Annotated in this window: 10 protein-coding genes; 7 read left to right on the top strand and 3 right to left on the bottom strand. The window is 64.8% G+C overall.

The features are described 5' to 3' along the window. Window positions 1-17: 17 nt before the first annotated feature. Together ABFX23_RS01605 and ABFX23_RS01600 are read left to right on the top strand one after the other, a co-directional pair. Window positions 18-1775 (top strand): copper resistance system multicopper oxidase, encoded by a 1758-nt coding sequence (locus tag ABFX23_RS01605; protein WP_346031384.1) that lies wholly within the window; start codon window positions 18-20, stop codon window positions 1773-1775. Further along, the gene (locus ABFX23_RS01600; protein WP_346031383.1) at window positions 1775-2779 is read left to right on the top strand and encodes a copper resistance protein B; all 1005 of its coding nucleotides are present in this window, start codon (window positions 1775-1777) and stop codon (window positions 2777-2779) included. Before ABFX23_RS01605 ends, ABFX23_RS01600 begins: the two co-directional genes overlap by 1 nt. A gap of 18 nt (window positions 2780-2797) precedes the next feature. On the opposite strand, the gene ABFX23_RS01595 is transcribed toward ABFX23_RS01600, so the two are convergent. Continuing rightward, window positions 2798-5086: a DUF305 domain-containing protein gene (locus ABFX23_RS01595; protein WP_346031382.1), complete on the bottom strand. Its 2289-nt coding sequence runs from the start codon at window positions 5084-5086 to the stop codon at window positions 2798-2800. 162 nt (window positions 5087-5248) lie between these two features. Between ABFX23_RS01595 and ABFX23_RS01590 the strand changes: the two genes are divergently transcribed. The 3 genes from ABFX23_RS01590 to ABFX23_RS01580 all read left to right on the top strand — a co-directional run bounded on the left by ABFX23_RS01590 (window position 5249) and on the right by ABFX23_RS01580 (window position 7726). Then, window positions 5249-6043 (top strand): class I SAM-dependent methyltransferase, encoded by a 795-nt coding sequence (locus ABFX23_RS01590; RefSeq protein WP_346031381.1) that lies wholly within the window; start codon window positions 5249-5251, stop codon window positions 6041-6043. Window positions 6044-6117: 74 nt separating this feature from the next. Beyond that, a complete protein-coding gene (locus ABFX23_RS01585) occupies window positions 6118-6525 on the top strand; it encodes a baeRF12 domain-containing protein (RefSeq protein ID WP_346031380.1) in 408 nt (135 codons plus the stop codon). A gap of 136 nt (window positions 6526-6661) precedes the next feature. Further along, window positions 6662-7726, top strand: a complete 1065-nt coding sequence (locus ABFX23_RS01580) for a serine hydrolase (protein ID WP_346031379.1) — start codon at window positions 6662-6664, stop codon at window positions 7724-7726. 87 nt (window positions 7727-7813) lie between these two features. On the opposite strand, the gene ABFX23_RS01575 is transcribed toward ABFX23_RS01580, so the two are convergent. After that, a complete protein-coding gene (locus ABFX23_RS01575) occupies window positions 7814-8077 on the bottom strand; it encodes a hypothetical protein (protein ID WP_346031378.1) in 264 nt (87 codons plus the stop codon). A 205-nt stretch (window positions 8078-8282) separates the two neighbouring features. On the opposite strand from ABFX23_RS01575, the gene polA reads away from it, so the two are divergent. Both polA and ABFX23_RS01565 read left to right on the top strand, forming a co-directional pair. After that, window positions 8283-11117, top strand: coding sequence for a DNA polymerase I (gene polA / locus ABFX23_RS01570; protein ID WP_346031377.1), 2835 nt, complete (start codon window positions 8283-8285; stop codon window positions 11115-11117). After that, the gene (locus ABFX23_RS01565) at window positions 11117-12229 is read left to right on the top strand and encodes a mechanosensitive ion channel family protein (protein WP_346031376.1); all 1113 of its coding nucleotides are present in this window, start codon (window positions 11117-11119) and stop codon (window positions 12227-12229) included. Before polA ends, ABFX23_RS01565 begins: the two co-directional genes overlap by 1 nt. Here the strand turns inward: ABFX23_RS01565 and ABFX23_RS01560 are convergent. After that, window positions 12226-14532 (bottom strand): CDC48 family AAA ATPase, encoded by a 2307-nt coding sequence (locus ABFX23_RS01560; protein WP_346031375.1) that lies wholly within the window; start codon window positions 14530-14532, stop codon window positions 12226-12228. The genes ABFX23_RS01565 and ABFX23_RS01560 overlap by 4 nt on opposite strands. Between the last annotated feature and the right edge of the window lie 76 nt (window positions 14533-14608).

Raw genomic sequence — 14608 nt, 5'->3', positions numbered from 1 at the left:
GTATGTAGTTAAAGCGCATGAAACAACCCCTGATTTCCCGGCCCCTCATCTCCCGGCGAGGCCTGCTGGGTACCGGCGCACTGGCGGCCGCAGGTCTCGCCATTCCATCGTGGGCGCGCGGACAGTCGCTCACCCATGCGCGGCAGGGTTTCGGCGAGCTTTCGGGCGACATGATCGACCTTTCCATCGGCAACCACCACTTCAGCACCGGCGGGCGAAGCGGCCATGCCATTGCCGTCAACGGCACGGTTCCCAGCCCCCTGATCCGCCTGCGCGAAGGGCAGGACGTGACGCTGAACGTCACCAACAACCTGGACGAGGACAGCTCGATCCACTGGCACGGCCTGCTGCTGCCGTTCCAGTTCGACGGCGTGCCCGGCGTCAGCTTTCCTGGCATCCGTCCGGGCGAGACGTTCACCTACCGCTTTCCCGTGCGCCAGACCGGCACCTACTGGTGGCATAGCCATTCCGGACTGCAGGAACAGGCGGGGCATTACGGCCCCATCGTGATCGAGGGCGAGCACGCCCACCACATGCCGGACCCGCGCTATGACCGTGACTACGTTGTCCTGCTGAGCGAGTTCACCCCGCGCCACCCGCACGAGATCGCGCGGATGCTCCAGGTGGGCGAACACTACTTCAACCGCCAGATGATGACAGTCGGCAGCGGCGAGATGAGCCTTGAGGATCGCCTGATGTGGGGCGCAATGCGGATGAACCCGCGCGATATCTCGGACGTGACGGGCGCGACCTACACCTTCCTCGTCAACGGACACGGCCCCGCTGACGATCTCGAATTCCTGTTCGAGCCGGGCGAGCGCGTGCGCCTGCGCATCATCAACGGGTCCGCCATGACGTTCTTCAACGTGCGCATTCCCGGCGTGGAAATGACCGTGATCGCCGCCGACGGGCAGGAGGTGGACCCGGTGCCGGTGGACGAGTTCCAGATCGGCGTTGCCGAGACATACGACGTGATTGTCGAGCCCACCGATGGCAGCCACGCTTTCGTGGCAGAGGCGATGGACCGCTCCGGCATGGGGATCGCCAGCCTCACCTCGCATGCGGGCCACAAGGCCGAAGCCCCACCGCTGCGCGAGCCGGTGACGCTGACCATGGCCGACATGGGCATGGGCGGGATGGACCATTCGGGCCACGGAAACATGGAAGGCATGGCCAACGGCTCGACCGATTCAGGTGGCAGCATGGATCACTCCATGCGCGACACCTCGCTGCTGCCGCCCGACGTAAAGGTCGGCCCCGGCGTCGACATGGTTGCCCCCATGCCAATAGACCGGATGGACTTTCCCGGCCTCGGCCTCAACGCCGTCGACCACCGCGTGCTGCGCTATACCGACCTTAAGGCGAAGAACGCCAACCCGCACCGGATGCCCACGCGCAGCATTGAAATCCATCTCACCGGCAACATGGAACGCTACATGTGGTCGTTCGACGGCAAGCAGTTCAGCGCCGTCACCGACGATCCGATCCGCTTCGGTTTTGACGAGCGGGTGCGGGTGAAGCTGGTGAACGACACCATGATGGCCCACCCCATTCACCTGCACGGACACTTCTTCGAACTGGTGAATGGTGCCGGCATGATGAACCAGCCTTTGAAGCACACCGTGATCGTGCAGCCGGGCGGTACGGCGACGTTCGACCTCACCGCGAACGAGCCGGGCGACTGGGCTTTCCACTGCCACCTGCTCTACCACATGCACGCAGGCATGATGCAGACCGTGACAGTACGCCCCTTCCCCGAAGAGGGAGACGCCTGATGCGCGCCCTGCTTTTCGCGACCGCCGCGCTGATCGGCGCACCCGCCGCCGCGCAGGACCATTCCGCGCACGAAGGCCACGACGTCCCGGCGCAGGAAGACCATTCCTCGCACGGCGAAATGGACCACTCGCAGCACGAAGGGATGGACCACTCGTCCATGAACCACGGCGAGATGGATCACTCCCGGATGGACCACGGCGAGATGGACCATTCGCAGATGGACCATTCCCAGATGGACCATGGCGACATGAAAATCCCCGAAGGACCGCCTCCGCCGCGCGCTTTCGAGGGGCCTGCCCACGCCGCCGAACTGTTCTTCGACCGCGAACGCATGGCCGCCGCCCGCGCATACAACCACGTCTCCCACGGCAACATGACCACCGGCACGGTGCTGGCCGAACGGCTGGAAGCGCGGCTTTCTGACGGGCACGACGCCTACCTGTGGGACGTCAGCGCATGGTACGGCACGTCCGTCGACAAGGTCGTATTCAAGACCGAAGGGGAAGGGGAACTTGACGGCGGCGCCGTGGAGGATGCCGAGATGCAGCTGTTGTGGGGCCACGCCATCGGCCCGTTCATCGATTTGCAGGCCGGGGTGCGCTTGGACGTGGAGCCGGAAACCACGGCCCACCTCGCCGTGGGCGTTGCGGGCCTTGCCCCCTACATGATCCATTTCGATGCCGCGGCCTTCGTGTCCGACGAAGGTGACTTGACTGCACGGATCGAGGCCGAGCATGACATGAAGTTCACGCAGAAGCTGATCCTGCAACCGCGCATCGAGGCGGAACTGTCTGCGCAGGACATTCCCGAGCGCGGCGTGGGCGCGGGCCTGTCGAAGGTCGAGGTGGGCGCCCGGTTGCGCTATGAATTCTTGCCCGAATTCGCCCCCTACATCGGCGTGGAATACGAAGCGGCGACCGGGCAGACGGCGGACTACATCCGCGCCGCCGGGGAAGACCCCGACGGCGTGACCGTGCTGCTTGGCCTGCGTTTCTGGTTCTAGATAGCCAAGCCGGGGGCGTTACCCGCCCATCCTGCTTTCCTCGACCGCTTCCAGTACGTCCTCGCTCCAGATGACCGGATACTGCGTCTGCGGGTTGAACACGCCGTCCTGGAAGCTGGCAGCTTCCGCCGCCGCGATCTCGGCAGCGGTCAGGTGCTCGCTCGGCTCCAGCGCGAAGACGTCGATCCCGCGCGCGATCTCCGTCGCGTAGATGCGCCCGTTGTACCAGTAGGCCGACCAGTAACCGCCGGTGACGAGCTGGTCCTTGTCGATCGGTCCACGGTCGAAAAAGGCGATTTCGTAAGGGTTCGCCGGATCGGTGAAGTCGATCACGGAAACCCCGCCCTGGTACCACGCCTGGACGAAGATATTGCGCCCGGGGACGGGAATGATCGAGCCATTGTGCGCGACGCAGTTCTCGGTGTCGCCCTGCGGTGCGGGCAGCTTGAAGGTGCCGCGATATTCCAGCTCGCCGTCCTCGATGGCGTAGAAGGCGTTGGCGCCCCATTCGCGCGGGTCGCTGGCCTGGCAGCGCGGACGACCGCCGCCGCCCCATTCGTCGGTGAACAGCACGATGTCGCCGGTGTTGTTGAACGTGGCCGAGTGCCAGTAGGCGAAACCGGGATCGACCACCTCGTCCATGCGGACAGGGTTCATCGGGTCGGAGATGTCGAAGATGATGCCGTTGCCAGAACACGCGCCCGCCGCGATGTTGCGCGCCGGGAACACGGTGATGTCGTGGCACTGGTCGGTGCGGCGGGTGTCCTGCGTCTGCTCGCCGTGATCCCCGCCCAGCCACAGGCCGGCAAGGCGCCCGGTTTCCGGATCGGCGAAAACGCGCGGGCTGGAGACGATGCGCGCGTCGCCCGGATTGGCGAGCGGGATCTCGATCACGTCGATACTGAACAGCGCCGTGCGCTCGTCGCCCGGCACGTCGCCGATGCAGAATTCCAGTTCCTCGGTCTCGCGCACGGAGCCGGTGCCCGAGTTGTAGACGATCAGGCTCGAATCGGTCTCGGTGACGATGGAGTGGGTGTGACTGCCCCGGCAGGTCTGCACCTGGCCGACCTGGCGCGGGCGGGTGACATCGGAAATGTCGAAGATGCGAAGACCGCGGAAGCGCTCCTCGCTCACGCGGTCGGTCACGCCCTCAAGGCCGCAATCGGTGCGGCCCCGCGTTTCCTCCACGCTCATGATCAGCAGGTCGCCCGCGATGGACACGTCGCCCTGGCCGCCGGGGCACACCACGGAGCTGACCAGTTGCGGCACGCCATCGGCGCCGAGGCGATAGGCGTTGAAGCCGTGATAGTTGCCCGCCACCATCAGGTCGCCGGAGAAGGCAATGTCGGTGTTGGCAAAGTCCAGCAGGCCGCCACGCTCGGCAAAGCGGGGCTCGGCTTCCTCTTCGTCTTCATCGCGCGGGTCGGCAGACGCCATCGCTTGGCCCCCATGCCCGGCGTGCCCGGCGTGCTGGGAATGGTCCATTTCGCCGGCTTCTTCGCCGGTTTCAGCTTCCTCTTCTTCGGCATCGATGCGCGGGCGCAGGGATGCCGGGTTTTCGGGGTCGAAGAAACCGGCAGGCTTGCGCAGGAATGCGACGTGGCGAAGGTTGCTGATCGCCTCGCCCGCATCGAACACGCCTGCGGCCAGCGTGGCGCGCGGATCGTCCGACAAGCTGGCGAGAAAAGCGTTCATCCGCTCGATCTCGGCATTCTGGTCGTTCACCACTTCACTGGTGAATTCGTACATCACCGGGTCCGCCGCCGTGCCCCGCTGGTTGTGCAGTTCGTTCACCATGGTGATCGCGCCCTGGTGGTGGCGCACCATCAGTTCGAGGAAATAGCGGTCGAAATTGGTGCCGCGCGCGGCGGCCAGCGCCTCGAGCTGTTCGGGGGTGGCCATGCCTTCCATGCCGGAATGGGCGGCGTGGCCCATCCCTGCCATTTCCACCAGCTCGCCGCGCTCGGTAAGCCAGCTTTCCATGAATTCGATCTCGTCTTCCTGCGAGGCGTCGATGCGCCGGGCGACGGCCAGCACTTCCGGCGTGTTGGTGCGGTCTGCCACCAGCGCGGCCATGTCGACCGCCTGCTGGTGGTGCACGATCATGCCCTGCATGAAAGCAACGTCCGCCGGGGAATAGCCGTTGCGCGCCAGCTGCGTCGCCTCCTCCTCGCTCAGCGTGCGCGGTTCTGCCCCGATGGGGCCGGGCTGTACGATGGACACGTCCTGCGCGGCGACGCCGGTGGCACTGGCAAGCAGGAGGGCGGCGAGCGAGACGCCCGCAGCGAAGCGGTTGCGATCATTCATGTAAAAGCGATTCCCGGGACTGGTTTCATTCGCACCTATAGGGACCGGAAACTCCGCCCGCGTCAAGCGTGGACATTGGCCCATGCAGGGCGGCGGGTGCCACTTGCCGGGCAAGGCGCATGGCGATAGCTTGCCCTCACGGAGCAACGAGGGGAGAATTGCATGATGCGCAACGCCATCATCGCGGGCGCCCTGCTGATCGGCCTTGCGGCCTGCGGCAGCGAGACGGAGCCTGTCGAAAGCGAAAACGCCAGCTATTCCGCACGCCAGTACATGCAGGCCGTCAACGACATTGCGCGCATCGACGACAGGGAGTTCGACGAAACACGGCAGCCCGCCGAATTGCTGGCCTTCGCGCAGATCGACAAGGGCGAGGTCGTCGGCGACTACATCATGGGCGGCGGATACCTCACCCGCCTGCTGGCGACAGCCGTGGGCGCAAACGGCAAGGTCTACGCGTTCCAGCCGGAGGAATTCATCGCCTTCCGGCCGGAGTACGCGGAGGAGCAGGATGCCGCTGTCGCTCCCTACGCCGATAACGATGGCAACCCGGTCAACGTCTTCCCCCTGCGCGGCCCGATTGCGCAGCCGGGCTGGCCCGAACCGCTCGATACCATCATCACGGTAATGAACTTCCACGACCTTTACCTGACCGATTTTCCCGAGGGCACGGCGGACGAGGCGGTGCAGATGCTTTACGATTCCCTGAAACCCGGCGGCACGCTGGTGGTGGTCGATCACCGGGCTGTCGAAGGCGGCGGGGTCGAGGCGGCCAACACCGTGCACCGAATGGACAGCCAGCTGGCGCTCGACGCCCTGACCGGCGTGGGCTTCGAGCTGGAAGAGGAATCAGACCTTTACGCCCGGCCCGACGACCCGCGCACCGCCAACGTCTTCGACGATTCCATTCGCGGCATGACGGACCAGTTCGCCTGGCGCCTGAAAAAGCCCGAATAGGAGCGGTTTTGCGGCACCAAACGGGCTGTTGCCCGTTCCCTTGAGAGAACACCAATTGGCAGGAGAGAACCCACATGAAAGTTCCGCACAAGGCCCATGTCGCGCTGGTCGATGGAGAGCGTTTCGTGCTGCTGCGCAACGACGGACAGATTTTCGAGCCGAAGCTGTCCAAGGTCGCCGAGCCGGACCTCGACGCCACCAATTTCAGCGCCGGCGTGAAGCACCAGGACAGCGGCAGCCAGATGAGCGGCAACACCGATCTCAACGAACTGGCCCACGGGGCCGCCGCGGCGGAATGGCTCAACAGCAAGGCGATTGCGGGCGAATTCGAGGAACTCGTGGTGATCGCCGACCCCAAGACCCTTGGCGAAATGCGCAGGCACTATCACGTCGAACTGGAAAAGCGCCTCGTGGGTGAACTGGACAAGGCCCTGACGCACGAACCGCTCGACCGCATCGAAAAGGTGCTCGCCAACGCCTGATTTTGCGCCTTTTTTGCGCCGCAATCGGCAATCCAGGCTCATCACGTCGTCAATCCCGCGCGATTCATCGCGCGGGATTCGCCAGCAGTTGTGATATTAAGCAATTAATAAGCACGTTTCTGGCAGCGTGAGACATATGAACAGATCGGCACTTACTCGTATTGTTGCGCCGCTGGCGCTGGCACTGGCCCCCTTCGCAAGCGCGCCTGCACAGGCGCAGGATCTGGAAAGCGCGTTCGACTCCGCATTCGGCACCGAGGTGCGCGAGCCCGAGCAGTTCCTTCCCGACCCGGACAGCCCGCTGGAACGGCGGATTGCGCAGATCGCCAATGGCCGCGACGGTCGTATCGGTGTCGCCGCCATCGATCTCGCCACGGGCGAGCAGGTATCGGTGCTGGGGGACCAGTTGTTCCCCATGGCCTCCACCAGCAAGATCGCCATTGCCGCGACTTTCCTGGAAGGCGTTGACCAGGGCCGCTGGAGCCTGACGAGCGAGTTCCCGCTGCTGTGGGCCGTGCGCTCCCAGCGCTTCTCCACCCGCGTCGCGCCGGTTCGCGAAGGCGAATACCTGCCCGCGAGCCAGCTCATCGACCTGATGATTACCCGCAGTTCCAACCCCGCGACCGACGCCCTGCTGGCGGCGGTGGGCGGCCCGTCTGCGGTGAACGACTGGGCACGGCGTGCCGGCCTCACCGGTTTCAGCCTCGACCGCGATATCGCCACGCTGGTGCGCGACGACGGCGAGTTCGACCCCACCTACCATATCGACCCGCGTGACGCTGCTACTCCGGAAACTATGGTCCGGTTGCTGGCGGGCATCTATCAGGGTGAATGGCTGAGCGCGGAAAGCCGCGACGTGATCCTCAATGCGATGGAGCGAACCCGCACCGGTCGCAATCGTATCCGCGGCATGATGCCTGCGGGCGTCACGGTGTCGCACAAGACCGGTACGCTCAATCGCATGGCTGGCGATATCGGCATTGTCGAAATGCCCGATGGCCGCGCGATTGCCATGGCAATTTTCGTGACCGGTCAAAGTGCATCTCAGGCACACGAGAACGCCAACAAGTCCGAGGCACGCCGCCTGCGCGATGCCCGCATCGCTTCCATCGCCCGCGCGCTTTACGATGGCTATGCCGAGCGTGCGAATGCGCGCCAGTATGCCAGCGCACAGCACCAGTCGGCCGCGGCGGCGCGCTGATTAGCCTATAGCCGTAAGGACAAAGAAAAAGGGCGCAGCCATCGCTGGCCACGCCCTTTGTTCTGTAAGCCGTGAAGGCTGAACCGATTACTCGGCTTCGGCAGCTTCGGCTTCCATTTCGGCGCCGGCTTCCTGCATTTCTTCACCAGCTTCGGCCATGCCTTCTTCCATGGTAGCTTCAGCTTCCATGGTGGCGTCTTCAGCAGCTTCGCCCATGGCTTCCATGTTGGCTTCGGTGTCGGCTGCAGCGCTTTCAGCGGTGGCTTCTGCGGCGTCTTCGGTGCCTTCCGAGCAAGCGGCCAGGGTCAGGGCGCCAGCAGCAGCGGCAGCGACGAGAGCGATCTTACGCATAGGTACAAATCCTTGAATTGCATAATGTTGGAAAAGGCGTGGCGCCTGTCCCGAAGCCGGTTTTCCCCCCGGCTCTGATGCCTAAATAATGCCACATTTGGGCCCACGCAAGCATATTGTGGCGACAATGCGGCGAAGCGAGGGCGAGAATAAGGCAGAATGTTTGGTGCTTACAGGCGGCTGAAGGGCGTGCTAGCAGGCGCAAATGGCCGAAAAACAGCATCTCTACCTGGTCGATGGTTCGGCCTATATTTTCCGCGCTTACCATCGCCTGCCGCCGCTTACCAACCCTGAAGGGACCCCGGTCGGCGCGGTCTACGGCTATACCACGATGCTGTGGAAGCTGGCCGAGGATCTCGACAAGGCGGAAGGCCCCACGCACCTTGCCGTGATTCTCGACAAGTCGAGCCGGAGCTTCCGCAACGAGATCTACAGCGAATACAAGGCCCACCGGCCCGATCCGCCGGAAGACCTGGTGCCGCAGTTCCCCCTGATTCGCGATGCCACCCGCGCCTTCAGCCTGCCCTGCATCGAGGAACCCGACGTGGAGGCGGACGACATGATCGCGACCTATGCCCGCGCCGCGCAGCGGCAGGGGTGGGACGTGACCATCGTCTCCAGCGACAAGGACCTGATGCAGCTGGTGGGCGAAGTCGACGGCGCCCGCATCGACATGCTCGACACGATGAAGAACGCGCGCATTTACATCGACGAGGTCGAGGAGAAATTCGGCGTCCCGCCGGAAAAGGTGGGAGACGTTCTCGCGCTGATGGGCGATTCGGTGGACAACATCCCCGGCATCTTCGGCGTCGGCCCCAAGACCGCCAGCAAGCTGATTGCCGAACACGGCGACCTGACCGCCGCACTCGACGCGGCGGAGGGCATGAAGAAGTCCAAGCTGAAAGAGCGCCTGATCGAGCATCGCGCCGATGCCGAACTCAGCCGCGTGCTGTTGACGCTGAAGGAGGACTGCGCGCTTCCCCAGCCCCTGGAGGATTTCAGGCTCGACGGAGTACCGCCCGAACCGCTGGCAAAGTTTCTCGAAACGCATGGGTTCGCCAGCCTGCTGCGCCGCCTCGATGCCGGAACGGGCAGCCCGGACAAGCCCAACGATCTCAATCCCGCCAAGGCCGACAACAAGGGGGCCGACGCCTCGCCCGACGGCAACAGCCAGCCGCTGCCCGAATGGCCGGATGTCGATCGCAGCACCTACGAATGCGTGCAGACTCTGGAACGGCTGGAGCACTGGATCGAGCGCGCCTTCGCCGCGCGGCTGGTCGCTTTCGATACCGAGACGAGCGATCTCGACTGCATGTTGTGCGACCTCGTCGGCTTCAGCCTCGCGCTCGGTCCGAACGATGCGTGCTACGTGCCGCTCGCCCACGGCACCGGCGACATGTTCGACGAGAAGCCGGAACAGATCGCGCGGGAGACCGCGCTCGCCGCGATCAAGCCGCTGCTGGAAAGCGACGCGGTGCTGAAAGTCGGCCAGAACATCAAGTACGACCTCAACGTGCTGGCCCGCCACGGCATCCACGTCGCGCCCATTCACGATACAATGGTCATCAGCTTCGCGATGGACGCGGGCCGCGAGGAAAGCGGCATCGGCGGCGGCCACGGGATGGACGAACTGGCAGAGCGTCACCTCGGCCACACCTGCCTCAAGTTCAAAGACATCTGCGGCACCGGCAAGAAGGCAATCCCCTTTGGCCAGGTGCCGCTGGACAAGGCCACCGAATACGCGGCCGAGGATGCGGACGTGACCTGGCGGCTCTACCAGCACCTCCACCGCCGCCTGCCGCTGGAAGGCGCGACGCGCATCTACGAGCGGGTCGACCGGCCGCTGATCCCGGTGGTGGCGGGCATCGAGCGCGAAGGCATCAAGGTGGACCGCGCCGCGCTATCGCGCCTGTCCGAACAGTTCGCCGAGACGACCGCGCGCATCGAAAAGGAAATCCATGCCGAAGCGGGCGAGGAATTCACCATCGGCAGCCCCAAGCAGCTTGGCGACGTCCTGTTCGAGAAGATGGGCTACAAGGGCGGGAAGAAGGGCAAGAGCGGCCAGTATTCCACCGACCAGTCGGTGCTGGAGAAGCTTTCGCAGCAGGGCGCGACCATTGCCGACAAGGTGCTGGAATACCGCCAGCTCTCGAAGCTGAAATCCACCTATACCGACGCGCTGCAACAGGCGATCAATCCCAACACCAGCCGCGTCCACACCAGCTATTCGCTGGTCGGCGCGCAAACCGGGCGTCTGTCCTCCACCGATCCCAACCTGCAGAACATCCCCATCCGCACCGAGATCGGGCGCGAGATTCGCAAGGCTTTCGTCCCTGACGATGGCAACGTGCTGCTGGCGGCGGACTACAGCCAGATCGAATTGCGCCTTGCCGCGCACATGGCCGACGTCCCGCAGTTGAAAGAGGCCTTCGAAGCGGGCGAGGACATCCACGCGCGCACCGCGAAGGAAATGTACGGCGAAGTCGACCGTGACACGCGCGCCAAGGCCAAGACCATCAACTTCGCCATCCTCTACGGCATTTCGCGCTGGGGCCTTGCGGGCCGCCTGGGCGTGGAACCGGACGAGGCGCAGGAAGTGATCGACACCTATTTCAAGCGCTTCCCCGGCATCCAGAACTACATCCACCAGACGCTGGAGACCGTGCGCGCCAAGGGCTATTCGGAAACGCTGTTCGGGCGCAAGACGTGGTTCCCGCGCATCAATTCGAAGAACCAGGCGGAGCGACAGGGCAGTGAACGCGCCGCGATCAACGCGCCGATCCAGGGCACCAGCGCCGACATCATCAAGCGCGCCATGACCCGGATGCTCCCCGCGCTTGCCGAAGCGGGCCTGCCCGATGTGCGGATGCTGCTGCAAGTGCATGACGAATTGGTCTTTGAACTGCCCGAAGGCGACGTGGAGGCTGCCTCTCCGGTGATCGAGAAAGTCATGGCGGAAGCCGCCCTTCCCGCTGTCGAGCTCAGCGTGCCGCTGGGTATCGAAATCGGCACCGGGGCAAGCTGGGACGCGGCGCACTGATGGCTGACTGGGTGAACCCGCTGCGCGAGACCATTCCCGAAGGCTGGGAAACGTGGTTCGTGGCGGCGCTAGCCGCCGGTGTCGGCGTGCTGGTGGCGCTGGTCGTCCACCACATCGTCTTTCGCATCCTCAAGAAACTCGCCAGTTCGAGCGACAACGATGCCGACAACATCGTGGTGCGGCATCTCGCCCGCCCCAGCAAGTGGGCGATGGTGGCGCTCGGCATCGTCCTTGCCGCGCGGGAGGTGCCCGCGCTGGAGGCCGGGTGGGAGAAAATCGCAGGCTTCGTGATGCCCGCGCTGATCGGCTGGATCGCTCTTGCCATCATGCGCGCGCTGGTGGCGGCGATGGAACTGCGCGCCGATATCGACGTGGCGGACAACCTGTCCGCCCGTCGGCGCCGCACGCGCCTCGCCATCTTCAGCCGCATCGGCACTTTCGTGATCGTGTTCATCACCATTGGCCTGATGCTGCTGTCCATCCCCGGCGTGCGCGATATCGGGGTAACGCTGATGGCGTCCGCCGGCCTCGCCGCGCTGGCGGTGGGTGCCGCCGCGCAGCCTGCGCTGAAGGCTCTCATCGGCGGCCTGCAAATGGCCCTGACCGAGCCGATCCGCATCGACGACGTCGTCATCATCGACGGCGAATGGGGCAAGATCGAGGATATCCGCACGACCTATGTCGTGGTCCGCATCTGGGACGAGCGGCGGCTGGTGGTGCCGGTGAACAAGTTCCTGGAAGAGACTTTCCAGAACTGGACGCGCAAGGGGTCCGAATTACTGGGCACCGTCTTCCTGCACCTGGACCCACTCGCCGACGTGGACCGCCTGCGCGCGGAGTTCGAACGGCAGGTGGAGGCGAACGAGAACTGGGACAAGCGCGTGAAGGCCGTCCAGGTCACGGAAACGACGCTCGATTCGATGGAACTGCGCCTGCTGATGAGCGCGAAGGATGCGCCCACCGCGTTCGACCTGAGATGCCAGATCCGCGAGGGCATGCTTGCTTTCATCCGCGAGAACATGCCCGAAGCGATCGCCGTTCGCCGCGTGGCTTCGGCAGCCGAAGCGATCTGGGAAGCTGGCGAGCCGGGGAAGACCTCGAACCGCGACTAGTGTTTGGAGTCGCGGGTCGATTCCACCATGCCCTCGGTGATGAAGCCGATGGGGTTCACTTCCAGCGCGCGCTTCTTCAGCTCGCCTTTCATCTTCCGGTACTCGGTTTCCATCTGCGGGGTGACGGTGGGTCGCGAATCCTTCAGAGCCTGCTCGAAGTCGGCCTTCGTCACTGCGTCGGGCGAGCCCTGCGTGCGGCGGATGGCGTTGAGGCCCGCACGGCGGACAACGTCCTCCAGGTCCGCGCCGGTGAAGCGTTCGGCTTCCTTAGCTACTGCCGCAAGGTTCACGTCAGCCGCCATCGGCATGGCGGAAGTGTGGATCTTGAGGATGTGCTCGCGGCCCGCCTGGTCGGGCGCGCCGACATAGACGAGTTCGTCGAACCGCCCTGGTCGCAGCAATGCCGGATCGACCAGCGTCGGGCGGTTGGTCGCGCCGATCACCACGATGGAAGACAGCTCCTCCATCCCGTCCATTTCGGCAAGGATGGTGTTCACCACGCGCGCCGTTACCTGTGGCTCGTTCATGGACGAACCGCGCGCGGGGACCAGCGAGTCGATCTCGTCGATGAAGATGACGCAAGGTGCCACCGCGCGGGCGCGGGCGAACATGCGGGCAATCTGCTGCTCGCTCTCGCCGTACCACTTCGAAAGAAGGTCGCTCGACTTGATCGAGATGAAGTTGGCTTCCGCCTCCTTGGCCACCGCCTTTGCCAACAGGGTCTTGCCGGTGCCGGGAGGGCCGTAGAGCAGGAAGCCCTTGGCCGGGCGAATACCCAGTGATTCGAATGCACGCGGGTTCTTCAGCGGCAGTTCGACGCCTTCCTTGAGCGAAGAGATTGCTTCATCAAGGCCGCCCAGGTCTTCCCAGCCCACGGTCGGAGCCTGCACCATCACCTCGCGCATGGCGCTCGGCTGCACGCGCTTCAGCGCCTCGCGGAAGTCCTGCTTCTCGACGCAGAGTTCCTCCAGCACTTCGGCGGGGATTTCGCGCGCGTCGAGATCGAGCCGTGGCATGATGCGGCGCACCGCCTCGATGGCGGCCTCGCGCGCCAGCGCGGCAATGTCCGCGCCGACGAAACCGTGGGTGGAGCGCGACAGCTCGCCAAGGTCCACGCCTTCGCCCAGCGGCATTCCGCGGGTGTGGATGGCAAGGATCTCGCGCCTGCCGCTCTCGTCCGGCACGCCGATCACGATCTCGCGATCGAACCGGCCGGGGCGGCGCAATGCCTCGTCGATGGCGTCGGGCCGGTTGGTGGCGGCGATGACGACGAGGTTGGAGCGGGCCTGCAGGCCGTCCATCAGGGTGAGCAATTGGGCGACGAGCCGCTTCTCCGCCTCGCCCTGCACCCGCTCACGCTTGGGAGCGATCGAATCGATCTCGTCGATGAAGACGATGGCAGGCTGGCTGCGCTCGGCTTCCTCGAACACCTCGCGCAGGCGCTTTTCCGATTCGCCATAGGCGCTGCCCATGATTTCCGGGCCGTTGATGGTGAAGAACTCTGCGTCCGATTCGTTCGCCACGGCCTGCGCCAGTCGGGTCTTGCCGGTGCCGGGAGGGCCGTGCAGCAGCACGCCCTTGGGCGGATCGACGCCGAGGCGGGTGAACAGTTCGGGATAGCGCAGCGGCAGTTCCACCATCTCGCGCAGGGCCTTGATGGTTTCTTCCATGCCGCCAACGTCGTCGTAGTTGATGAGCCCGCGCGCATCGCGCGGCTCCTCGAACTCGGTGCGCAGCTCCACTTCCGTATTCTCATCGATATGGACGAAGCCCTTGGGGCTGGTGGAGACGACCTGCAGGCGGATCTGGGTGAGCGCATAGGCGGGCGCGTTGAACATGCGGCGCACTTCGGGCGGCACGTTCTGCACCGGCTGCTGGCCGTGGGTGGCGACGAGATCGCCCGTGGTCAGCGGCTGCTTGAAGAACACGCGCTTCAGCGCCTCGCTGGGGCCATGCAGGCGCATCTCGCGGCGCGCGGGCGCGAAGACGACGCGTGTGGCAGGCTTGGTCTCCGCGCGGCGAACCAGCACGTGCTCTCCGCTGGACGTCTCGGCATTGCCGCGCTGCAGGCCATCGAGGCGGATCACGTCGAGCGCCTCGTCCTCGTCATAGCTGGGCACGGCCACGGCAAGGGTGGATCGCTTGCCTTCGATCTCGACCGCGTCGCCCTCCGTAATGCCAAGCTTCTGGAACGCGCTGCGCGGCATGCGCACGACGCCGCGTCCCGATTCCTCCTGCCTGGCGGCGGCCACCTGCAGCCTTACCGTGCCTTCTTCGACTTTCGCTGCATCCGCTTCGGCCATGCCTGTCGTTTCCTCTTGGAATCCTCTTGTACAGCGGAACTAGGAAGCGCCCGCCATTATTGCAAACCTGCCGGAG

Source organism: Erythrobacter westpacificensis (assembly GCF_039542285.1).
GTDB classification, from domain to species: Bacteria; Pseudomonadota; Alphaproteobacteria; order Sphingomonadales; family Sphingomonadaceae; genus Alteraurantiacibacter; species Alteraurantiacibacter westpacificensis.
This window is presented reverse-complemented; position numbering and strand designations above follow the sequence as displayed.

Coding starts and splice junctions, on each gene's coding strand:
- ABFX23_RS01605 (WP_346031384.1), top strand. CDS start 18: ATGAAACAACCCCTGATTTCCCGGCCCCTCATCTCCCGGCGAGGCCTG.
- ABFX23_RS01600 (WP_346031383.1), top strand. CDS start 1,775: ATGCGCGCCCTGCTTTTCGCGACCGCCGCGCTGATCGGCGCACCCGCC.
- ABFX23_RS01595 (WP_346031382.1), bottom strand. CDS start 5,086: ATGAATGATCGCAACCGCTTCGCTGCGGGCGTCTCGCTCGCCGCCCTC.
- ABFX23_RS01590 (WP_346031381.1), top strand. CDS start 5,249: ATGATGCGCAACGCCATCATCGCGGGCGCCCTGCTGATCGGCCTTGCG.
- ABFX23_RS01585 (WP_346031380.1), top strand. CDS start 6,118: ATGAAAGTTCCGCACAAGGCCCATGTCGCGCTGGTCGATGGAGAGCGT.
- ABFX23_RS01580 (WP_346031379.1), top strand. CDS start 6,662: ATGAACAGATCGGCACTTACTCGTATTGTTGCGCCGCTGGCGCTGGCA.
- ABFX23_RS01575 (WP_346031378.1), bottom strand. CDS start 8,077: ATGCGTAAGATCGCTCTCGTCGCTGCCGCTGCTGCTGGCGCCCTGACC.
- polA (WP_346031377.1), top strand. CDS start 8,283: ATGGCCGAAAAACAGCATCTCTACCTGGTCGATGGTTCGGCCTATATT.
- ABFX23_RS01565 (WP_346031376.1), top strand. CDS start 11,117: ATGGCTGACTGGGTGAACCCGCTGCGCGAGACCATTCCCGAAGGCTGG.
- ABFX23_RS01560 (WP_346031375.1), bottom strand. CDS start 14,532: ATGGCCGAAGCGGATGCAGCGAAAGTCGAAGAAGGCACGGTAAGGCTG.